This window comes from Nocardia sp. NPDC047038 (genome assembly GCF_040644075.1).
Lineage (GTDB): Bacteria > Actinomycetota > Actinomycetes > Mycobacteriales > Mycobacteriaceae > Nocardia > Nocardia sichangensis.
In genome coordinates this window covers 471,404-493,265 of record NZ_JBEYVQ010000003.1, presented here as the reverse complement: position 1 = coordinate 493,265, position 21,862 = coordinate 471,404, and the positions used below count along the sequence as shown (strand labels likewise).

Genomic DNA, 21,862 nt, shown 5'->3' with positions numbered 1-21,862 from the left:
GTTCCTGCGCGCGTCCGCGTCACAGCATGCCGCGCTCGCGGGCCCGCGCCACCGCGGAGGTGCGCGAGCGCACGCCGAGTTTTCCGTAGATATGCACCAAGTGGGACTTGACGGTGGTCTCGCTGAGGAACAACTGTTTGGCGATCTCGCGGTTGGACCGGCCGTCGGACACCAGCCGCAATACCTCGATCTCGCGCCTGCTCAGCGTGGTGTCGGCGCGGCGCACCCTGGTCATCAACTTGGACGCGACCGCGGGCGAGAGCACGCTGTCGCCCGCCGCGGCCGACCGCACCGCGGAGAGCAATTCGCCGGGCGGTGTGTCCTTGAGGATGTAGCCGCACGCGCCGGCCTCGACCGCGCCGAGGATGTCGGCGTCGGTGTCGTAGTTGGTGACCACGAGGACGTTCGGCGGGCTCGGCAACTCACGCAGCCGCGCGGTCGCCTCGACTCCCGACCGGCCGGACCCGAAACTCAGGTCCATCAGCACGAGGTCGACCGGCGTGGTCGCGCAGAACGCGACGGCGGCCTCCGCGGTGGCCGCCTCGCCGACGACGGTGATGTCATCGGCGACGTCCAGCAGCGCGCGCAATCCGGCGCGGACGATCGCGTGGTCATCGGCGAGCAGCAGGCGGATCACTCGGAACCCTCCGCGCCGAGGTCGCGCGAGTCCGCGCCTCGGGTGTCCGTTCCGCCCTGGCCGGGCGGACCGGTCTCGGGCCCGCCTTGACTGCCGGACACCGGCCCGACCGGGTCCGAGGCAGTTGATTCCGTCCGGGCCGGTTCCGTGCGCGGCGGATGTGCCATGGCGAGCGGCACCGCGCCATGTTCGCCCGCTTCGAGTTCGGCGCAACCCGAGACAGTGTCGAGTGGAAAGGACACGGTGACTGCCGTGTGCCCCGGCTCGGACTCGACCGCCATGACTCCGCCCTGCTCGTGTACCCGCGATCGCATGGCGGCCAGCCCGAACGATCCCGACGGGCTGCGCTCGAGTACTTCGGGAGCGATGCCGACACCGTCGTCGACCACGTCGAGATGAATCGCGTCGTCCGCATACGTGAGCGTCACGCGCATCCGGCCCGCACCGGCGTGCCGGATCACGTTCGAGACCGCGCCTTGCGCGATCCGGACCAGCGCGGCCTCGATCGGCATGGGCAGTCGCTCCGGCGGACCCTCCACAACGAACCTGGTATTCAACCCGGGCGCGGCGGCGCGCTGAGTGATCCGCTCCAGCGCCTCGGCCAGTGACTGTCCCTCCAGCGCGGCGGGAGCCAGTTCGGCGATGAGTCGCCTGGTCTCGGCGAGGTTTTCCGCGGCCGCCTCCCTGGCCAGCCGGATCCGTTGCAGCGCGGGGTGATCCGGCGCTTCCCGCTCGGCCGCGTGCAGCAGCAGTTGAATGGAACTCAGCCCCTGCGCGACCGTGTCGTGGATCTCGGCGGCCAGCCGCTCCCGCTCGGCGAGCTTGCCCGCCGTGCGTTCCCGTTCGGCCAGTATCGCTCTCGTGCTGAGCAATTCGTCGATCAGTCGCTGTCGTTCCGCTGCCTCGCGGAACAACGCCTGATAACCGAGCCCGATCCCGACCGCGACGGCGGCTCCGATGACCGGGCCGACCACACCGGCCACCGACCAGCCCCGATGCAGGCCGAAGCCGACTACCGCCACGGCGGTCGCGGCGGCCACGGCGCAGAGATTCCACGGGCGCGGCAGCAGGTGCAGGTACAGGAAGAACAGGCCGAACGCGAGATAACCCGCGTCCGGCGCAAGTACGGTCAGCCCGAGCCACAGGGCCGTCAGCGCACCGAGCCACACCGGAATCGCGCGCCGTTTCCCCGCGAACCCCGCACCCGCGAAATAGGTCACGAGGAAGGCCGCGGCGAGACCGACGGTTGCGGCCGGATGTGCCGCGCCGGGCAGCACCGCGCGCACGGCGACCACTACCGCCAAACCGGTCATCAGCACGTGCAGACCGAGCCGCAACGTGGTGAAAACCGGGGTCAACGGGGACGAGTGCACGGTGTCAGCTTATGTACGGCTATCGCCGGGGCATCCATCGAAAGGTGGAAAACCGCCGCCGACTTTCGCTCATCCGCGCTTCCTCCCTCGGCGCGATGGAAACGGCCCGGCGCGGCGTGAGGGTGGAGACATGTTCGTCGCACTCCGAGACCTCCGCGCCGCCCGCGGCCGGTTCGCACTGATCACACTCGTCGTCACGCTGGTTGCGGTGCTGGTGAGCTTCCTCAGCGGGCTAACGGCCGGGCTCGCGCACCAGAACGTCTCGGCCGTCGAGTCGTTGCCCGGCGATACCGTCGTCTTCGCCGACACCGGCGGCGCTCCCTCGTTCGACGGGTCCATGCTGACCGGAGAACAGATCGCGACTTGGCGCGCCGCCGCCCGCGGCGTGACACCGGTGGGCATCGCCCGCGGCAAAGCGAACGGTGACGGCTCAGCCCCCGCGCAGGTCGCCCTGTTCGGCACGGACACGGCATTCGGCAACCGCCCGGCGACCGATGCGGGCACGGTGCTGCTCAGTACCGGCGCGGCCGCCGATCTCGGTGCCATGCCCGGCGGTTCCGTGGTGATCGGCGGCCGCGCGTTCGTCGTGTCCGCCGTGCGCGGCGACGACTGGTACAGCCATACGCCCGTGGTCTGGATGACGCTCGCCGACTGGCAGGCGCTCAACCCTCGTTCCGGCGCGGCCACCGTGCTCGCGGTGTCGGGGGCGACCGATCCGGAAGCGGTGAACGCCACCGCGCACACCCGGACCACCGACTTGTCGGGAGCGCGCTCGGCGATCGGCTCCTACCAGGCCGAAAACGGCTCGCTCACCCTGATGACCGCCCTGCTGTTCGCCATCTCCGCGCTGGTGATCGGCGCGTTCTTCACCGTGTGGACGATTCAGCGGATGCCCGACATCGCCACACTGAAAGCGCTGGGGGCGACTTCGGGGTCGCTCGTCCGCGACGCACTCGTCCAAGCCGCCACCGTGCTCACGGCCGGTATCGCGACCGGCCTCGGGATCACCGTCGCCGCGGCGGCATTGCTCGGCGACGCGGTGCCGTTCGTGCTGAGCCCGGCCACCACGCTGCTTCCCTCGCTCGCGCTGATCCTGCTCGGCTCGCTCGGCGCGGCCTTCGCCCTGCGCTTCCTGTTCACCGCCGACCCGCTCACCGCGCTCGGCGCGGGCCGCTGAACCGCAGGCCTCCGCACGGCACGATCGCCAACCGCCGCACCCGGATCGCCTCATCAGCGCACCCGAACCGCCCGACCGCCCTCAGCACGGAGTTCCGATGACATCCACCACCACGCTCACCCTCGCGGACGTGACGCTCACCTACCCCGACGGCACCGGCCGGCTCACCGCCCTGGACCGAGTGAACCTGCGGGTCCGCGGCGGCGAGATCGCCGCCATCACCGGCCCGTCCGGCTCCGGCAAGTCCAGCCTGCTAGCTGTGACAGCCACTCTGATCCGCCCGGAATCCGGGCGCATCCGTCTCGTAACACCCCGGGACACAATCGATCTCGCTGACGTGACCCGTCGCGAAGCCGCCGCACTGCGTCGCTCGTCGATCGGCATCGTCTTCCAACAACCGAACCTGATCCCGGCACTCACCGCCGTCGAGCAACTCGAGGCGATGGCGCATCTCGGGCAGCGGATCATCACGTCACGCCGACACCGCCGCACGACCCGCGAACGCGCACTGGCACTACTGGATTCGGTCGGGCTCGCCGACCAGCGAGACAAGCGCCCCGCGCAACTGTCCGGCGGTCAACGGCAACGAGTGAACATCGCCCGCGCCCTGATGAACGCACCGTCCCTCCTGGTGATCGACGAACCCACCAGCGCACTGGACACCGAACGCGGCGCCGCGGTGATCGACCTGATCCTCTCCGTCGCCCACGAACACGAGGCCGCCACCCTCCTGGTCACCCACGACCGCACCCACCTGCACCGCATGAACGCCGTCTACCAGATGGTCGACGGACGCCTCACTCCGGAAACCGTTCCAGCCGCCGCCCTAGTGACCCCATAGGTCGCCAACCGACGGACCACCTCGGTGCCGACAACAGAACCCAGCGGTCTCCGGACTCGGGATACTGGCTGAGCTGACCGAGGACAAGCGGCGTGCACCTGCGGGCGAATGACATTAGTGCTCAGCCCGCGGACTGGGCTATCTTGTCGCCCACGAAGGAAGAGGCTCACGCGCGAGCAGCCACTGTTGTGGTATTCCGCGGACGTGATCTCGATTCCCTGTTCCCGTATGGGCCGCCACGATGCCACCGACGATCGCTGCTGTGGTGTCCACATCCCCACCCGCCTCGACACATGCGGTGATGGCGGCCGGATAGTCGGCGAGATAGGTTGCTGCCGCCCACAAGGTGAACGGCACCGTGTCCTGAGCGCTGACCTGGGCGCCGTTGCCGAGTTCGTAGGCCGCTTCGGCTACCGTCCTGCCCAATAGTTTTCGAGCTCGGCGGACACTTGTCGCGGTTAGTCCGTCGACCAGGTATGGCTCGACGGCGGATAGCAACTCCATTGATGTACAGCCAGTTTCGCGAGTGGCTGCGGCATGGCTCGCCGCGACGGCGATCGCCATGGCGCCGATGATCGCTTCGGGATGCCGATGGGTGACTTCGGCGGACAACGCGGCCTGCGCTGCGGCCCGGTCCAGGTTCCCGGCGAAGTACGCCCCAAGTGGGGCGACCCGCATCGCGGCTCCGTTTCCCCACGAACCACGACCGTCGAACGATGAGCCTGCGGCCTCGGCCCAGGGGCGTCCGTCACGTATCTGGTGCAGCACGACGACTGTGCCGCCACCGTAGCCGCGATAGGGCTCGCAGCGGTCGGCGAATACGGCCGCGAGCGCATCGCGGTCTATGTAGCTGCGGTTGCGGATTTCCGCATAGACCGAGCAGGCCATCTCGGTGTCGTCGGTCCATTGCCACGGGGCCGTCGGCGGGCGCCCGGCGAGAAGGTCGGATAGGGAACGGTCGGGCACGAAGAACTGGGCGCCCAATGCGTCGCCAACGGATAGACCGTCGAGGCTGTCGAGGGCGATATCAGGAGTCAGGGGCATACGGAAGCAATAGTGCCGACTCTGACCGACTACAGCAAGACGCCCGCTGTGCGACCACTCGGATCCAGTCGATCGATGGACAAACCGGAGCACTGCCGGTGGTAGGCGCGGGACGGTGCGGGTTCGATTACCGCCGGCCGCGAAGATCAGAAGGTAAGGGTTGGCAATTCAATAAGCGTGTGCATATCATCTACTCATGCTTACTAACTCTAGCGAGAACCGTTCCGGCGACCGGCACAGCGGCACGGATGAACAGCCGTTTTCCGACGGAACCGTGCTGATGCCCTGGCAGGCCGGGCCGCTGCACGACAGCCGGGGCCCGGTGTTCGTCAGCGTGACCGACTTTCTGGCCGCCTCCGAAGAGGACGTCCAGGCGATCTACAAGACGGGAATGCGGCTGGGCCGGAACTGGCCGGTGATGCACGGCGCGGTCGGCCTGTGGTTGTGGGCCCGGCCGTCGGAGTCGCGCGGCGGCTCGATCTCGGTGTGGGAAACCGAGCAGGACATGCGGCGGTTCGTGCGCTGGCCGGTGCACGCCGACATCATGCGGAAGTGGCGCGGCCGAGTCGGTCTGGCCACCGACTCCTGGCAGGCCGCGGAATTCGAAGCGGAGGAAGTGTGGGCACGGGCGCGGAACACGATCGAACGCCGCCCGCACCCGCAGGCCGGATGATCCAGCGGATCAGGGTGGCAAGACCCTGGCGTCGGCCGGGATCATGCCGAGCTCGCGTATTTTCTCCAGCCGGGTCACCGCACCGTTGACGGCATTCTCGTGCAGACCGGCGTCTCCGAGCGCCGCTCGAAATCGGTCCATATCCACGCCTTGGACCGCGCGGAGCACATCCCCTTCGAGGCGCTCACCCTTCTGCGCCATGACGAAATCGGAATCGATATTGATCTCCAGCGGTCGGGTCGACAGCGGAAACGATCGACCGTGGTCGATGGCGACCACTTCCAACTGCCCGTCACGTTCCACGGTGCGATAGTTGCCGGGATGCCGATCCATGGCACCGATGATGTAGTCGAGCACCGCGACCTGCTGTTGCTGCGGTTTCGGGTACTCCCCCACCGGCCGGGCGGGCTTGGACTCGACGAACTGCTGAATCATGCCGGGCCCGGACGCTCTGCCGTCGGGCCCGATCACGCCGTCCGTCCGAGCCGTCGGAGGCACCCTGCCGAAGCCGAGTAGTTCATCGACCCGATACGCCGCGATCTCCCGGCTCGTCAGCGCGCCCGGAGCGTGCACGAAGTGCAACCCAGCGTCGTATTGCTCACCGTGGATAGGTTTGTACACATTCAGTTCTCCGTCGTCGGAGCGCATCTTCCGCACTGTGGTCGAGCTTTTCGCCACGACTTCCCTCATGTCGCCGTCGAAACCGACATCGGTGGTCAGCCGGCGCGCGCTCATAGCCGATTCGCGCGCACTGGGCCGGTAGTCCCACGTTCGCTGCCGAGCCACCTGCGCCGGATGCGGCCGCAGCTGGGTGCGCGCCTCTTCCACCAGGTGCGAGGACCGCTCGTCGACGTCCCGGAACTCGCGAGCGCCGAGGTCCAGCGTGCGGCTGGTGCGCCGGTAGGTGCCTGCCGCGCTCTGGGTGCCCAGATCGAGAGTTCTGGTCAAGCGCCGGGTGATGTTGCGAAGTAGAGGGGTGACAGCGTCTCTCACCGAGAGGGCGGCGGGGCCGCGCCATCCGAACCCGGTGCGGGCAGCGCCGACCAAGGCGTGCGGACGCCGGGTCGCTTCGGCTCGTCCGAGGTTTCATCGACGACGCGGTAGTAGCTCATCCCGGGCGCGTCGAGCAGCGCGCGCAGGAAGTGCGGACCTTCGTCCGGCGTTATCCGCCCGGGCGGGTCGAAAACTTTGACACCGCGCTCGTACAACCTTTCGGCGATCGCGCATCCGTCACGATCGGTCACCGTGAGCGTCACGCCACCGCCAGGAACCAACCTGAATTCGGCTACTCGGCGCTCCGGCGAATAACCGACGTCATAGATCGCGACCAGAGTCGGCGTGCACTCGGCCATGAACCCTCACCTTCACCTGCGACGAACCGCCCGGCAGCGGCCCGGCATCCGGCCGGAGCAAAGCTCCGGCCGGATGCCGACGTCTCATGAAGGGCAACCTACTACCGAACGGTCTGTTTCTCGCGGCGAGGGCTCGCGCCCGCGCGGGCCATGAGATTCGGGTACCAGCGACCGCGCGATGAAGCAGAGCCGAAGTGCTTTCGATCGACTACGCGCGGCCAGGGAAGCCACGGTGTGGTGCGGAGGGCGGACGCCGAGCGAAACCACGCGGCGGGGCGTGCCGCGATTCGAGAGTGATCAGCGCGCACACCGCCATGATCTCGTCCGCACGGAATTCCACATGGTCGAGCGCGGGAGTGATCACCGCGAACGCACCGACGCGGCCGACCACGGTGAGCAGCGCAGCGAGCGAAGCGGGCGCGGTCGGGCCCGCGACCAGCGTTCGTGCCAGGTCGAAGCCCGACGCCTTCGCCAGCGCCCGGATTTCCATTTCGTGCCTGCGCGTGCGCTGACCGGAGATGTCGCGGCGCAGGTACCCGACCACTTTCGGCTTCATGATCACCTCTCGTTCGATGGGGAGCGCCCGCCGCCGGGGGCTTTCGCCACCGCTCGCGGCTCACCGCGTCCGGAGTGCCGTGCCGCGCACGGCATCACCCCGGCGGCGCGCGCACCTCGAGCCTCGAAGAACGGAAGGGACACCGCCACGGTGTCAAGCGCACGAGACCAAGTGCGCGATATCTGCGGTTGCCCCTCCTCGCCTGCGCGACCGTGCTTAAAGTCCGCTCAGGACATCGAATTTCGAGTCAGGGGGATCGAAGGTGACGGACAAAGAGATCGACGGCGTATGGGAGTCGCCGCAATTCCGCAAGTTGCTCGCCGAAGGACGGCCCGGTCAGGCCCTCGCCCTCGTCCGCAAAGAAATGGGCCTGTCCCAAGCCGATTTCGGAGCACTGCTGCACTGGGACCGCACCCACGCTGGACGAGTCGAGCGCGGAGAAGTAGGAACCATCTTCGACATCCGGGAACTGGTCCGTGCCGCCGACGCGCTGGGCGTGCCGCGCACCGCGTTGCTGCCCCTCTTGCTCGCTACCCCCGATACGGGGACCATCGACAACGGGGCCTGCGAAGGAGTCGATGACGTGGACCGCAGACAATTCGGCCTGGCAGCGACAATGACGGCGGTGGCGGGTGTCTCCATACCGCCGACCAGGAACGCGGAACCGATTCGGGTCGGCACCGGGCATATCACGTATATCCGCATGCTCACCGAACGACTCTGGGAGCACGATCATCATCGCGGTGGCGGCGCGATATTCCACTACGCAGCAGGGCAATACGCCTCCGTACGGCGGCTACTGGACTCGAGGTCCTACGGCCACCGCATAGGTGCCGAATTGGTCAGTGCGACGGGATGGCTGTCGAATACCGTTGCATGGTTGGCTCGCGACAGTAATCGCCCCGGCACGGCCCGGCGGCACCTCACGGAATCGGTCTTGCTCGCCGAACAGTGCGGTGACAATGCCTTATTGGCCGCCGCCCTCGGTGATCTCGCGAATCTCGCCGCGTCCTCGCCCGCTTCCTTCGCCGAGCCCGTGCGCCTCGCACGACGTTCGACAGAACTCGTCAGGGGAATACCGTCGGCTCGTATGAACGCACTGAAGGCCGCCGAGGAGGCAACGGCCTACGCGGCCGTCGGCGACGAGCAGGAGTTCAGCCGCGCGATGGTGCGAGTCTGGCGCGAAGCCGATCGCGGGCTCGACAGCCCGGACGACCCGGCATGGCTGGAGCACGTCACCGAGGCCGAACTGCGCGCCCACGAGGCGCGAGGACTCGGCATGCTCGGACACCACAGCCGGGCGGTGCAGCTGTACCGCGAGAGCGTCGGCCATGAGAGCTGTTTCCCCCGCGACGAAGCGTCGTACCGCGCCTACTACGCCGCAGCCCTCGCGGGCCTCGGCGACACCACCTCCGCCATCACCGAAGCACACACCGCCCTCACCCTCCTCGAAGGCCCCGTCAACTCCCCACGCCTTCTGGCCGAACTACGTCCCGTCCGCGCCGCCGCCACCCGCACCCACGGCGAGGACGCCGAACACCTCCGCCACCGCTTCGACACACTCGCCCGAACGGCGTGACCTGGCTCGACAAGACATGTAACTGCGCAGCGCAGCCGCCGAGACCAAATGCGTCAGATCGGCGGTTGTCCCTTCAACGTGCACGATTGTGCTCAAAGACCGCTCATGACACCGGGTTCGGGGCAGGAGGCCGAAGTGGCGGATAGTTCAGTGTTGCACCAGAATAATAATCCGTAGCTTTCTTGCAATGTTTCTCCGAAATGTAGCATACTGTGCCAGTCGGCATGCATTCCGAGACAACCGCAGGGAGGTGCGCAGGATGCCAAGGCAGGACCCCCGCTCCGCCGACACACCGTTGCGGCGCCATCTCGACGGCACCGCGACGTCGCGTCCGACCGCTCTCGACGCCTTCCGCGAAGCCCGCAAAACCTTCCTCGCCGGCGACCGTGTGGACATGCAAGCGCTGGCCAAGGAGCTCGCCGTTGACCGCGCCACCCTGTATCGCTGGGTCGGCTCCCGCGACCAATTGCTCACCGAGATTCTCTGGTCGCTGATCGAACCGACCCTCACCCGCTCGCGGAAGACCCACTGCCACTCCGGACCTCCCGCCGCGCCCGGTCAGTCCCCCGCCGCAGCCGTCATGAACGAGGCCATGCGCGCCGTCAACACGAATCCGGGCATGCAGCGCTTCATCGACCGCGAGGGCGAACTGGCCCTGCGCCTGCTGACAACCAAAGCGTCCGGTTTCGAGGCTCGACTGATCGAGCTGATCGCCGAGATCGTGCGCGAGGAGACCGCCGCCGGTCGCCTGCAGTCGTCGATTCCTTCCGAAGATCTGCCGTACGTACTGGTCCGCGTCATGGAGTCCTATACCTACCTCGGGCTCATCACCGGCCAGCAGCCCGACCATGATCGTTCCGCCAGGGTTGTCAACGCACTCCTACCCTGCGGGACGACCAGCGGTCCGGATGCGGAGTAGGCCACCGGAAGCTGCGTGACGACAGGTGTACACCTCTTCAGCGGAATCCCCGCTTCCCCGCGAACCCGACGTCCACATCAGGTTTACCGGACCTGCCGGCGTATTCGACTACGTAGCTTGTCGAACAGCAGTCCGAAACCTCTTGCGAAAGTGGTCCGAGAGTCACTGTCCGGAAGTATCGGCATTCGAAGTCGGCGATCCAGGCATTGAATATGATCGGCTGCCTTGTGAACGACTGTGGCTACTTCCCTGACTCACTCCTATCGCGCCTACTACGCCGCTCCGGTACCACGAGGAGCTGACCAGACTGTCGCGGCATAGGGAGCCGCACTGACAGTTCACTCAGCGCGTCGCAGCTTCTACCGCTGTCGCGTGCGTCCTCGGCTAGTTGCCGTATTGCTTGGTTTCCGGCCGTTCGATCATGATCGCGTGAGCTGGTTCCTCGGCCACCGGTCGGTGTTCGACTCCGCGAGGAACCACGAAGATCTCGCCGGGACCAAGTGATACCGCCGCATGGTCCTGCATTTCGATGCGGAAAGTGCCGTTCCAGCAGAGGAACAGCTCGTCTTCGTCGTGGTGATGCCAGGGGAATGCGCCGTGCAGGCGAGCGATGCGCACCACGGCGTCGTTGGCGGTGGCCAGGTCGCGCGGCTGCCAAGGACCGCTCAGGTCGTCGACGACATCGGTAATGGAGATCTTGCTCATGGGTTCATCGTGGCCGTGGCGAGGTCGGGACCCTAGAGCCAATCAGGCAGAATTGGTTTGCATATGGAGCCAATGGAACTTGCTGATCGGCTCGGTCGCTGGTCGACCGACCGAGGTCCGCTCTATGTCCTGCTGGCGCGGCGACTGCGGGCGTTGATCGATGACGGTGAGCTGCGGTCGGGCATGCGGCTGCCGCCCGAGCGCAAACTGGCGAAGGCTCTCGCGGTCGGGCGCAGTACGGTGGTAGCGGCATACGATCTGCTCGGCGCGGATGGTCGCGTGGTGCGCCGCCAGGGCAGTGGCACCCGGGTCGCGGGAACCGAGACGGTCCCGGCTCGCGAGACCACCCATTCCCCGGCCTTTTTGCAACTGCTCGAGCCGAGCGCCGATGTCATCGCGCTCGCTTGTGCCGCTCCGGGGAAACCGCCGCCCGAGTTGGCCCAGGCATATCGGCACATCGCGCCCGAGCTCGCCGCGGTCGAGGGCGACATCGGGTACCACCCAACCGGACATCCGCTGTTGCGCAGGGCGATTGCCGACCGATATCGAGCGCGTGGCGTGCCAACCGATCCGGAGCAGATTCTCGTCACCGGCGGCGGACAACACGCGCTGTCGCTACTCGCCCGCGCACTGCTCCGGCCCGGTGACCACGTCCTGGTCGAGGCGCCGACGTACCCGGGCGCGCTAGAGGCGTTTCGCGAGGCCGCGACGGTACTGCGGACAGGCCCGGTCGGCTTGGGCACGGTAACCTCGGCGGCGCTCGCGTATGTCGTTGCGACATGCCACAACCCCACAGGTACGGTGCTTCCCGCGCCGGGACGGCGGGCCCTGGTCGAGTCGGCGAGAAGGGCCGCGGTGCCTTTGGTCGATGACGAGGTGCTGGCCGATCTCGGATTCCCTGGCACCGATCCGCCACCACCGCCGTTGGCCCACTATGACGAATCGGTGATATCCATCGGTTCGCTCAGCAAAGTCGTCTGGGGCGGGTTGCGTGTCGGTTGGGTGCGGGCACCGGTCCCGGTGATCGCCCGGTTGTCTCGGCTGCGCGCGGTGCACGATCTCGGCGGCAACATCCCAGCACAGTTAGCCGCCACCTGGCTGCTCCGCGATCTCGACCGATTGCGGGAACGAATCTCGCAGCAGCGCAGCGAAGGTCACGACCTGCTGGTGGCCGAACTGGCCGCGCGTCTACCGAATTGGGACATCCCCACGGTGTCCGGTGGCCAGACGCTGTGGATCCGACTGCCCCATGGGGATGGCGCCTCCTTCGCTCAGCGCGCACTGCGACACGGGGTCGCGATCTTGCCCGGTGCCGGGCTGGATGCCTCCGGCGGCAGCATCGACCGCATACGGATCAGTTTCGTCGCCGAACCCCACGACCTGCGCGAAGCCGCACGCCGATTAGCCGAGGCATGGCGGACCTACGAACCACCTGACCAACCCGTCGCGGTGTCACCCCCGCTCGCTATTTGAACGGACTTCCGTTCGGGCTGCGCTGCACCGTCCGAGTGGCGCGAACGCGTGCCGACTCGCACGCACGGCGTAAGCGGCCGACCCGCACTCACTCGTTCCGCATACCGGAGCGGTTTTCCGGCCGCGCGGTCGAGTGGGTAGGTCGCGGGCGGCGAACGTCGTGGTCCGACGGGCCGCCGCCCGGTTGCCGACGCGGACCCCGGCCGCGGCCCAGCCGACGACCTCGCGGCGGGGTCGTCCGCGACTCGCCGACGTCCACCGCGTCCGCCGAAAAGGGAAGCAGGTCGCTCGGCCATCGCGCCGCAGGTGGGGCGGCCACCGTGGCCCTTGCCGGTCGAGGTATGAGGGTCGCGGCGAGTGTGGCGCCCGAGGCGAACAGGGCCGAGCAGATCCACATGGCCGCGCGGTAGCCCGCGCCGAACGCGACGCCGTCGGTGAGCGGCGTACGGGAGATGCCGACCAGGCCGGGGATCGCGGCGATGGCGAGTAACTGGGCGATGCGGGCGATCGCGTTGTTGACCCCGGAGGCGATGCCCGCCTCCTCGGTCGGCACCGACGCGAACACGGATTCGGTCAACGGAGCCACGAACACCGCCATGCCCGCGCCGAGCAGGAGGACACCGGGCAGCACCGCGGTGGCATACGAACCGTCCGCACCGATTCCGGCCAACGACATCGCTCCGGCGGCGGATAGCAGCAGGCCGATGGTCATCGGCAGGCGCGCACCGTGCCGCTGCGCCCACCGCCCGATCCAGCCTGACGACAGCAACATGATCGCGGTGATCGGGATCGTGGCGGTCCCGGCGACCAGAGGGGAATACCCCGCGACGATCTGCAATTGGAGCAGCAACAGGAACAGCACACACCCCAAGGCGGCATACACCGGCAACGTCACCAGATTGACCGCGGTGAATTGCCGCGACCGGAACAGCGCGGGCGGGACCAGCGGGTTGCGGACGCGGGTCTGCACGATCACGAAGACGGCCACGAGCGCGGCGCCGGGAACCTGCATCCCCGGGTGTCCTGCGATGAACCCGTAGGTCAGCGTCACCAGGCCCGTGACCACCACCGCCGTGCCGATGAGGTCCGGCCGCGCCGGCGCGTACGGATCTCGGGACTCCGGGACGCGACGCATCGACACGACGGCCACGGCCACGGCCAACGGGACATTGATCAGGAACACCGAGCGCCATCCGGCCAGTTCCACCAGCCAGCCGCCGACGATCGGCCCCACCGCACCCGCCACGCCCCCGAGACCGGACCACATGCCGATCGCCGCGCCTTGATCGCGCGGATCCAGCGACGCCGCGATCAGCGCGAGACTGCCGGGCGTGATCAGCGCACCCGCGACCCCCTGCACCACCCGCGCCGCCACCAGCGTCGCGACGTCCGGCGCGACTCCGCACCACGCCGAGGCCAGCGCGAAGACCACACTGCCCCAGACGAATACCGCGCGACGGCCGTACCTGTCACCCAACGCCCCGCCCACCAGGATCAGCGACGCCAACGCGAGGGTGTAGCCGCTCACCACCCATTGGAGATCCACCATGTCGGCGCCGAGGTCCGCCCCGATCCGCGGCACGACGAGATTGACCACGGTGGTGTCGAGGGAGACCAGCGCCGAACCGAGCACGGCGGCGGCCATGATCCACCGGCCCGTGCCGGAGCGCAGCCGGGGACGTTCGGCGAACGTCGCCCCGCCCGCCGCGATGACGTCGCTCATCTGCCCGCGAGCACCACGGCGAAGCGCTCGGCGGGATCGGTCCAGGATCGCTGCGCCGGGAGCCCGGCAGCGGCCAGCTCGGCGTGGAAGTCCGCCAGCCGGAACTTCGCCGAGATCTCGGTGCGCATCTGCTCACCGGCGGCGAACTCGAGCACCAGATCCAGGTCCGCGACGGTCACCGTCATGTCGGCGGTGGCCTCCAACCGCATCTCGATCCACCGGTTGCCTGGATCCCACACGGCGACGTGCGCGAACCGCGAGGGTTCGAAATTCGCGCCGAGCCGGTTGTTCACCACGTGCAGGATGTTCCGGTTGAACTCGGCCGTTACGCCCGCGGCGTCGTCGTAGGCGGGCACCATGACGGCCGGATCGGTCACCAGGCCCACGCCCAGCAGCAACTGTTCCCCCGGCTCGAGCACGTCGTGCAGGCGCCCGAAGAACTCGGCCCGCTCCGCCGGGACGAGGTTGCCCAGCGTGCCGCCGAGCAGCACGACGATCCTCCGCCCACGGCGTGGCAGCCAGTCGAGCCCGTTGGTGAAATCACTGACCAGGCCGTGCACCTCGAGCCGGGGGAACTCCGCGTTGATCCACCCGACCGCGTCCCGCAGAGCGGACTCGGAGACGTCCAAGGGCACATACGAGCGCAACGAGCCGTGTTCACTGAACGAACGCAGCAGCAGACCGGTCTTCTCCGAGGATCCCGAACCGAGTTCGATCAGCTCCGTCGCGTCGGAGGCCCCGACCGCGATCTCCTGAGCGCAGGCGTGCAGCAGCGCGCGCTCGGTGCGGGTCGGATAGTACTCGGGCAGGCCGGTGATCGCCTCGAACAGTTTGCTGCCACGGGTGTCGTAGAACCACTTGGGCGGCAGCCATTTCCGCGGTCCGGACAGTCCGGTCATGACATCCGTGCGCAGTGCTTCGGCCAGATCCGCCTCGGTGATCCGGATGCCGATCGTCGCTTCCATCGGGATGGTTCCTTCCAATGCCAGTACCGGGGTTTCGCGTCCGGCTTCACGACGCCGGAGCGAGCGCGTACCTGTCGCGGGCCGATTCGGCCCAAGCGACGACGAGGGGGGAAAGCAGCCCGGCGGCCAGCAGGACGAATCCCGTGATGTACCAGCCGACGACGCCGACATCGACGCACAACCAAGCGAGCAGCGCCGGGCCGACGGTGTCGGCCATTCGTAAGCCGATGCTGAAAACACCCAGATAAGCGCCGATTTCCTGCGGCGAGGCGAGCAGGTTCGACGCTTCGAAGCCGCCCGCCGTCTGCCACAGCTCCCCCACGCTCAGGATCGCGCCGCCCGCGACCAGGATGAGCACCGCGATCCATCCCCCGTGGCCGCGCGCGGACGCGAACAGGACGCAGGCGATCAGGAACGCCCAACCGCAGCGCCGCAGCGCCGCGCCCGCCGCTGCGACGTCGAGGACGCGCCTGCTGGCGCGTACCTGGAACAGCACGACGATGGCGATGTTGAGCATGTCGAGCGTGGCGATCGACCAGCGCGGCGCCGTGGTCGCGCCGATGATCCACAAGGGAATGGCGACCGACTGGACGCGGTACTGCAGCGACAGCACACCGTCGAGCGCCGTCAATGCCAGATACGGCCGGTCGCGTAATGCCGCCCACCGGCTGCGGCCGCCGGGCGACTCGGCATCGACGGGTCGCAGCGCGGGCAGTCGGCCGACCAGCAGCGCCGCCAGGGCGAGAAATACCGCTCCGACGACGATCGCCGCGCGATAGAGCAGGGCGGAGTCGAATTGCACCGCCAGCGCGGACATCCCGATGCCGACGGCGATGCCGACGTTGAGCACCGACCGCGTGTACGCCCGGAATTCGTTGGCCCGGTCGGTGCCGATCTTGGTGATGATCGCCGTGGTCAGCAATTGCACGCAGGCCTGCCCCGCGGCCGCCGCGGGAACGACGAGCAAATACATCGCGAATCCGTCGACCGCGAGAAATCCGAGCGTGGCGACGGCCGCGACGATCAGGCTGCGACGCAATACCAGCAGCGGATCGTGCCGATCCGAGAGTTTGCCGACGAGTACTCCGCCGACAACGCAGGCGGCGCCGGCGATGCTGAGCCCCACACCGACCCGCATCGGCGAAATCCGCACGATCCTGGTGAAATACAGGACCACGGTGGACAAATAGATTCCGCTGGAGACAGCGGACGCCGCGGTGATCAGGGTCAGCATGCGCTGCGGACCCGGCGGCGGTAGAGCTACGGAGAGCCGAGACACGAGAGAAGTCCGAGCAGATCAGGCGACCGCCGCCGCGACAGGTGAATCGAGCGCCGTGCACATCATTCGGAACCCGGCCACGGTGCGCCGCACCGATTCCAGTACTTCCGCGGTCGACTTTCCGCGGATGCGGAATGCCGCACCGATATCGGCATAGCCGAACGTTTCGGTGATCACCGACCCCACCTGCGGAATCGAGCAGTAGTACGGGGCGTAGGCCTCCGGGACCGCCCAGTGCACGTCCACCACCCGGCACGGCGGCGTCACCGGCGGGTGGATGAGCAGTTCGGCGACCACCTCGCCGTCGGTGAGCGGCGCCGTGGCGGGCGTCCGGCCGAGCTGGATGTCGACCGCCGCGCCGAGCAGGTCGTATCGGTGCACCTCGCGCCACATGTGGGTGGTTTGCCCGCCGCACGCGCGCGCCGCGACCTCCAGAAACTGGACGCGGGGAGAATCGCCGTCTCCGCCGACGAAGAATTCCAGATGGAATACGGTCGGGACACCAGGGCTGAGTGCGGAAAGAACCGACTCGGCGAACTCGGTCAAGGTACCGGTCAATACGGGATCGTCGACCTCGACATAACCCAAACTTAACGCGTCGTTGGCGAAATCGAGGCATGTTCCGAGATATTTCGAAGCGCGCCACGGCCCGAGTTGGGAACCCGTCCACACGCCGTCGATGGCGCCGACTTCGTCCGGGCAGAATTCTTGGACCAGAAATGGTTCGGACGCGAGGTCCGGCAATGCGGCGAGATCCGCTTCCGAATTCAGCTTGACCACATCGCGGCTGCCGGCGCCGAATCTGGGCTTGACGACGATCGGGAAACCGGACTCCGCGGCGAATTCGGCGACCGAGGACAGGTCGGGTGCGGCGCGGAATGCGGGAACGGAGACGTTCCGCGCGGCGACCGCTTGGGCCATCGTCAGCTTGTCGCGGAACCGGGTGACGTATTCCGCCCGGTCGCCGGGGATGCCGAATTCCGCGCGCAGTTCCGCCGCCGGGAGTAGGTCGAACTCGTGCAGTGCGACAATGCGTTCCGGCGTGCCGAACCGTGCCGCGAGATCGCGCACGGCACCGTGCACCGGAGTCGCGCCGTCGAGAACCGTGACCGCCGCCGCCTGCTCGGGTATGCCGTCGGGCAAGCCGCTCGCGCAAACATAGGTGACAAGATTGCGAACGTGATCGATACGCTCGGTATACGGAACATCGACACCACGTACGCGGTGGATCACGGTCACGTGTGGTAGCACAGATTCCTCCGTTTGAAGTCGGCTCACTGAACTCAAATAAGGCGCCGGAGACGAAGACAGAGTTACGACTCCGCCAACGCCCGGCAGCGCGGCGGAGAAACATCTGGTCAGGAGAATGATTGTGCGTTCACGTAGCGCGTGATCTATGCCTCATACTGCTGAGTATGCACCTTCCCAACACTGGCAATTCTTCCCCGAAATGAGAAATGCCCGCATATCTGACCACGTTGTACGCTGGCCTGTTCACCTCACCGGCGTCGCTGGCGGCGACAGCTGGAAAACATCTGTTCAGCGATTGCTGTGAGTTTTCTTTGAGATAGCTGTGCGCTGTCCAGATGGTCGGAAACCAGTAATTTGGATCACAGCGCCGCCAAGCCGGACACCTCGCCCCGCTGAGCCACCGAAGCCGCACGGGCAGGAGTGAGGCCGAGGATGCCGCCAGAAGACGAAGACGAGTCGCATCGCCCCCCGGGGCCGGAGTCGACCGTCAGTGCCGACGACCGAGGAGGATGTCGCGCTGATCGGCGACCACGGCGCGGATCGCGGCGACGACGGCGGCCACTTCCGGGCGGCGAAGGGTTTCGGTGCGCGCGACGAGCCAGTAGCCGAGGGTGATGGTCACCGAATCGGCCAGCACGCGAACGAGGTCCGCGTGGCGATCGGCCATGAAGCACGGCAGCAGGCCCAGGCCCGCGGAGGCGCGCGTGGCCTCGACGTGCACGAAAACATTGGTGGACGTGACCGATTCGCGCATCGCGGGTACGAAGCTGGAGGCCAAGTCGAGATCGTCGACTTGCAGCATGGAATCGATGAAGTAGACCAGCGGATACCGGGACAGGTCGTCGATCGTCGCGGGTGCGCCGTTCTCGTACAGGTATTCGCGGGAACCGTAGAGGCCGAGACAGTAGTCGGCCAGATGCGTGGCGGTGGCGCGGTGCACTTGCGGCTCGCCCACCACGATCTCGAGATCCAGCCCGGAACGCTGTTGCGAGGCGCGGCGGGTGATCGCCACGATTTCCACCGAGATCTTGGGGTGCCGCCGCTGCACCTCCGCCGCCGCGGGCGCGGCGATGTAAGCGCTGAAGCCGTCGGTCGCCGAGAGCCGGACCACCCCCTCCAGCACCCGGTTGCCGTCGGCGTCCGCGGCCAGCGACTTCACCGCCGACTCCACCGCCTCGGCCGCGGCCAGGGCTTCCCTGCCGAGATCGGTCAGCTCCCAGCCACCGGTCACCCGGGTGAGCACCCGGCCGCCGAGGGTGTGCTCGAGCGCGGCGATGCGCCGGGAGATGGTGGTGTGGTTGATGCCGAGTTCGTCGGCCGCCGTCACGAATCGGCCGGAGCGCCCGACGGCCAGGAGGACGAGGAGGTCGTCCGCGCTGGGACGACCAGGAGTGGCCGGGCGCATATCTGCATCTTTGCAGAGACGCACTGCACAAATGGTCATTGCGGCGTAATTCCTCTGCACCAATACTCGGTGCAGCCAAAGCATTGTGGGGGCCGTCACATCGGGAACGAAGTGTGGCCCCGGGCACGAAGGAGAAGTGCGATGAGGGAGCACAACGCCGTAGCGGCGGATTCGGGCGGCACGACCAGCGGCCTGCGCCGCGTGGTGGCCGCGTCGATGGCGGGCACGGTGGTGGAGTGGTACGAGTTCTTCCTGTACGGCACCGCCGCCACGCTGGTGTTCAGCAAGGTGTTCTTCGCCAAGGGCACCAGCGACCTGGACGCCATCCTCGCCGCGTTCATCACCTACGCGGTCGGTTTCGCGGCGCGGCCGCTGGGCGGCGTGGTGTTCGGGCACTTCGGCGACAAGTACGGCCGCAAGAAGCTGCTGCAGTTCAGCCTGGTGCTGGTGGGCAGCGCGACGTTCCTGATGGGCTGCCTGCCGACCTTCGGGCAGATCGGCTACTGGGCGCCCGCGCTACTGGTGGCCCTGCGCTTCATCCAGGGCTTCGCGGTCGGCGGAGAGTGGGGCGGCGCGGTGCTGCTGGTCGCCGAGCACAGCCCGAGCCGCAGCCGCGGATTCTGGGCGAGCTGGCCACAGGCAGGCGTACCCGCGGGCAACCTGCTGGCGACGGTGGTGCTGCTGGTGCTCACCTCCACGCTGTCGGACGAGGCGTTCCTCGGGTGGGGCTGGCGGGTCGCGTTCTGGCTGTCGGCGGTCGTGGTGCTGATCGGCTACTACATCCGCACCAAGATCACCGACGCGCCCATCTTCGTCGCGGCGCAGCGGGAAGCCGAGCAGATCAAGGCGACCTCGCTGAGCGTGGTGGAGGTGCTGCGCCGCTACCCGCGCGGCGTGCTCACCGCGATGGGGCTGCGTTTCGGCGAGAACGTCATGTACTACCTGGTGGTCACGTTCACCATCACCTATCTGAAGACGCAGGTGCACGCCGACACCCAAGTGATCCTGTGGTGGCTGCTGGCCGCGCACGCGGTGCACTTCGTGGCGATCCCGCTGGTGGGCAACCTGTCCGACCGCATCGGCAGGCGGCCGGTCTACCTGATCGGCGCGCTCACCGCGGGCACCTGGGGCTTCTTCGCCTTCCCGATGATGGACAGCGGCCACAACGTGGTCATCATGTCCGCCATCGTCATCGGCTTGATCTTCCACGCCTTCATGTACGCCGGGCAGCCCGCGATCATGGCCGAGATGTTCCCCACGCGGATGCGCTATTCCGGTGTGTCCCTCGGCTACCAGGTGACCTCGATCGTGGCCGGTTCGCTGGCGCCGATCATCGCCGTCCGGCTGCTGAACACCTACCACTCCGCGGTGCCGATCGCCTGGTACCTGGCGGGCGCGGCGGCGGTGAGCGCGATCGCCGTGCTCGTCGCACGAGAGACGAAGGGACTGACCTTGGAGAGCATCGATCACGCCGATGCCGAGACCCTCGGCGCGCGCACCGAAGTGACCGTGCGATGAGCGATCTGGCGGGGCGCAGCGCCCTGGTCACCGGCGGCGCGGGCGGCATCGGCGCGGCGTGCGCCCGCGCGCTCGCGGCGCGGGGGGCCACGGTCACGGTGGCCGACGTCGACGACGTCGGCGCGAAGACCGTGGCCAGGGAGCTGGGCGGCAAGTCGTGGGCGGTGGATTTGCTCGACGTCGCGGCGCTGGAGGAGCTGGAACTCGACGTCGACATCCTGATCAACAACGCCGGGGTGCAGCACGTCAGCCCGATCCAGGACTTCGCGCCCCAGCGCTTCCGCGACCTGCTCACGCTGATGGTCGAAGCCCCGTTCCTGCTGGTGCGCGCGGCGCTGCCGCACATGTACCGGCAGGGCTGGGGACGGATCGTCAACATCTCCTCGGTCCACGGCCTGCGCGCCTCCGAATACAAGGTCGCGTACGTGACGGCCAAGCACGGCCTGGAGGGGCTGTCCAAGGTCACCGCGCTGGAGGGCGGCCCGCACGGCGTCACCAGCAATTGCGTGAATCCGGGCTATGTGCGGACGCCGCTGGTGGACAAGCAGATCGCGGATCAGGCCAAGGCGCACGGCGTGCCCGAGCAGGAGGTGGTGGAGAAGATCCTGCTCACCGAGAGCGCGATCAAACGGCTCGTCGAGCCGGAGGAGGTCGCGTCGCTGGTGGCCTGGCTGGTGTCGCCGGAGGCGGGCATGGTCACCGGCGCGGCCTACACGATGGATGGCGGGTGGAGCGCGCGATGAGGGCGCGCTCACCCGAGCGCGGTCAGCGCCATTCCGCGCAGCACCGGCCGGGCGCGTGCCGCGGTCGCCTCGCTCGCGCTGTGCGGGGTGGAGTTGATCAGGCCGAAGGCGGCGTGGGCCTGCACCCGCGCCGCCTCCTCGGGTAGTTCGGGATGCAGCTCGCGCAACACGCTCACCCAGATCTCCACGTACTGGCGCTGGGTGCGGCGGATCTCGCGGCGGGCCGCAGCGGGCACGTTGTCCAGGTCGCGGTCCTGGATGCGAATGAGTTCCGGCTCGCCGAGCGCGAAGTCCAGATGGTGATCGACCAGCCCGGCGAGTGCCTCCTCAGGGGAGTTCGTGCCCGCGACCACCTTCTTGCCGCCGTCGAGCAGGCGCTGACTCACCCCGACCAGCAACTCGATCAGCAGCGCTTCCTTGTTCGGGAAGTGCCGGTAGACCGCGGGGCCGCTGATGCCGACGGCGGCGCCCAGGTCGTCCAGGCGCATGCCGAGGAAGCCGCGATCGGCGATCAACCGCGCTCCCGCTTCCAGCAGTTGCATCCTGCGTTGCGCCTTCAATTGCTCACGACGCGTCGGCGCGACGGATTCGGCACTCGTCACACGCGGTCCTTTCGGCCGATCTGGACAACTCGGTTAATCAAGACTAA

At 67.8% G+C, this 21,862-nt stretch carries 21 protein-coding genes; 8 read left to right on the top strand and 13 right to left on the bottom strand.

The features are described from left to right. Positions 1–19: 19 nt before the first annotated feature. Together ABZ824_RS15630 and ABZ824_RS15625 are read right to left on the bottom strand one after the other, a co-directional pair. A complete protein-coding gene (locus ABZ824_RS15630; protein WP_355074768.1) occupies positions 20–637 on the bottom strand; it encodes a response regulator transcription factor in 618 nt (205 codons plus the stop codon). After that, on the bottom strand, positions 634–2,010 hold the full coding sequence (locus ABZ824_RS15625) for a sensor histidine kinase (RefSeq protein ID WP_356963769.1): 1,377 nt from the start codon (positions 2,008–2,010) through the stop codon (positions 634–636). Before ABZ824_RS15625 ends, ABZ824_RS15630 begins: the two co-directional genes overlap by 4 nt. A 130-nt stretch (positions 2,011–2,140) precedes the next feature. Here ABZ824_RS15625 and ABZ824_RS15620 point away from each other — a divergent pair, with 130 nt between their 5' ends. Beyond that, on the top strand, positions 2,141–3,187 hold the full coding sequence (locus tag ABZ824_RS15620) for an ABC transporter permease (protein ID WP_356963768.1): 1,047 nt from the start codon (positions 2,141–2,143) through the stop codon (positions 3,185–3,187). Positions 3,188–3,284: 97 nt separating this feature from the next. Then, positions 3,285–4,028: an ATP-binding cassette domain-containing protein gene (locus ABZ824_RS15615; protein WP_356963767.1), complete on the top strand. Its 744-nt coding sequence runs from the start codon at positions 3,285–3,287 to the stop codon at positions 4,026–4,028. 138 nt (positions 4,029–4,166) lie between these two features. Here the strand turns inward: ABZ824_RS15615 and ABZ824_RS15610 are convergent, their stop codons facing one another. Next, a complete protein-coding gene (locus ABZ824_RS15610) occupies positions 4,167–5,072 on the bottom strand; it encodes an ADP-ribosylglycohydrolase family protein (protein WP_356963766.1) in 906 nt (301 codons plus the stop codon). Positions 5,073–5,268: 196 nt separating this feature from the next. Here ABZ824_RS15610 and ABZ824_RS15605 point away from each other — a divergent pair, with 196 nt between their 5' ends. Beyond that, positions 5,269–5,745, top strand: coding sequence for a hypothetical protein (locus ABZ824_RS15605; RefSeq protein WP_355074777.1), 477 nt, complete (start codon positions 5,269–5,271; stop codon positions 5,743–5,745). Between the two features lie 9 nt (positions 5,746–5,754). On the opposite strand, the gene ABZ824_RS15600 is transcribed toward ABZ824_RS15605, so the two are convergent. The 3 genes from ABZ824_RS15600 to ABZ824_RS15590 all read right to left on the bottom strand — a co-directional run bounded on the left by ABZ824_RS15600 (position 5,755) and on the right by ABZ824_RS15590 (position 7,653). Beyond that, positions 5,755–6,693 carry a hypothetical protein gene (locus tag ABZ824_RS15600; RefSeq protein WP_356963765.1) on the bottom strand — a complete coding sequence of 313 codons (939 nt, stop codon included), beginning with the start codon at positions 6,691–6,693 and terminating at the stop codon, positions 5,755–5,757. Positions 6,694–6,734: 41 nt separating this feature from the next. Beyond that, positions 6,735–7,097: a hypothetical protein gene (locus ABZ824_RS15595; protein ID WP_356963764.1), complete on the bottom strand. Its 363-nt coding sequence runs from the start codon at positions 7,095–7,097 to the stop codon at positions 6,735–6,737. Between the two features lie 208 nt (positions 7,098–7,305). After that, positions 7,306–7,653, bottom strand: coding sequence for a hypothetical protein (locus tag ABZ824_RS15590; protein WP_355074783.1), 348 nt, complete (start codon positions 7,651–7,653; stop codon positions 7,306–7,308). Between the two features lie 262 nt (positions 7,654–7,915). Between ABZ824_RS15590 and ABZ824_RS15585 the strand changes: the two genes are divergently transcribed. Beyond that, entirely contained in the window at positions 7,916–9,232 is a 1,317-nt protein-coding gene (locus ABZ824_RS15585; RefSeq protein WP_356963763.1) for a helix-turn-helix transcriptional regulator, read from the top strand. 259 nt (positions 9,233–9,491) lie between these two features. Then, the gene (locus ABZ824_RS15580) at positions 9,492–10,151 is read left to right on the top strand and encodes a QsdR family transcriptional regulator (RefSeq protein ID WP_356963762.1); all 660 of its coding nucleotides are present in this window, start codon (positions 9,492–9,494) and stop codon (positions 10,149–10,151) included. A 384-nt stretch (positions 10,152–10,535) separates the two neighbouring features. Here the strand turns inward: ABZ824_RS15580 and ABZ824_RS15575 are convergent, their stop codons facing one another. Continuing rightward, the gene (locus ABZ824_RS15575; protein ID WP_356963761.1) at positions 10,536–10,856 is read right to left on the bottom strand and encodes a cupin domain-containing protein; all 321 of its coding nucleotides are present in this window, start codon (positions 10,854–10,856) and stop codon (positions 10,536–10,538) included. Positions 10,857–10,928: 72 nt separating this feature from the next. Between ABZ824_RS15575 and ABZ824_RS15570 the strand changes: the two genes are divergently transcribed. Continuing rightward, positions 10,929–12,329, top strand: a complete 1,401-nt coding sequence (locus tag ABZ824_RS15570) for a PLP-dependent aminotransferase family protein (RefSeq protein ID WP_356963760.1) — start codon at positions 10,929–10,931, stop codon at positions 12,327–12,329. 88 nt (positions 12,330–12,417) lie between these two features. Here the strand turns inward: ABZ824_RS15570 and ABZ824_RS15565 are convergent, their stop codons facing one another. The 5 genes from ABZ824_RS15565 to ABZ824_RS15545 all read right to left on the bottom strand — a co-directional run bounded on the left by ABZ824_RS15565 (position 12,418) and on the right by ABZ824_RS15545 (position 18,952). After that, positions 12,418–14,052 carry an MFS transporter gene (locus ABZ824_RS15565; RefSeq protein WP_356963759.1) on the bottom strand — a complete coding sequence of 545 codons (1,635 nt, stop codon included), beginning with the start codon at positions 14,050–14,052 and terminating at the stop codon, positions 12,418–12,420. Next, a complete protein-coding gene (gene egtD, locus ABZ824_RS15560) occupies positions 14,049–15,017 on the bottom strand; it encodes an L-histidine N(alpha)-methyltransferase (RefSeq protein WP_356963758.1) in 969 nt (322 codons plus the stop codon). The genes ABZ824_RS15565 and egtD overlap by 4 nt, the downstream gene beginning before the upstream one ends. A 46-nt stretch (positions 15,018–15,063) precedes the next feature. Next, positions 15,064–16,251, bottom strand: a complete 1,188-nt coding sequence (locus ABZ824_RS15555; protein ID WP_356963757.1) for an MFS transporter — start codon at positions 16,249–16,251, stop codon at positions 15,064–15,066. Between the two features lie 63 nt (positions 16,252–16,314). Next, positions 16,315–17,535: a hypothetical protein gene (locus ABZ824_RS15550; protein WP_356963756.1), complete on the bottom strand. Its 1,221-nt coding sequence runs from the start codon at positions 17,533–17,535 to the stop codon at positions 16,315–16,317. 499 nt (positions 17,536–18,034) lie between these two features. Then, positions 18,035–18,952, bottom strand: a complete 918-nt coding sequence (locus tag ABZ824_RS15545; RefSeq protein WP_356963755.1) for a LysR family transcriptional regulator — start codon at positions 18,950–18,952, stop codon at positions 18,035–18,037. A 141-nt stretch (positions 18,953–19,093) separates the two neighbouring features. Here ABZ824_RS15545 and ABZ824_RS15540 point away from each other — a divergent pair, with 141 nt between their 5' ends. Together ABZ824_RS15540 and ABZ824_RS15535 are read left to right on the top strand one after the other, a co-directional pair. Then, a complete protein-coding gene (locus ABZ824_RS15540; RefSeq protein ID WP_356963754.1) occupies positions 19,094–20,470 on the top strand; it encodes an MFS transporter in 1,377 nt (458 codons plus the stop codon). Continuing rightward, on the top strand, positions 20,467–21,213 hold the full coding sequence (locus tag ABZ824_RS15535; RefSeq protein ID WP_356963753.1) for a 3-hydroxybutyrate dehydrogenase: 747 nt from the start codon (positions 20,467–20,469) through the stop codon (positions 21,211–21,213). The genes ABZ824_RS15540 and ABZ824_RS15535 overlap by 4 nt, the downstream gene beginning before the upstream one ends. 8 nt (positions 21,214–21,221) lie before the next feature. Here the strand turns inward: ABZ824_RS15535 and ABZ824_RS15530 are convergent, their stop codons facing one another. Continuing rightward, positions 21,222–21,755: a TetR/AcrR family transcriptional regulator gene (locus tag ABZ824_RS15530; protein ID WP_355075038.1), complete on the bottom strand. Its 534-nt coding sequence runs from the start codon at positions 21,753–21,755 to the stop codon at positions 21,222–21,224. Positions 21,756–21,862: the final 107 nt, after the last annotated feature.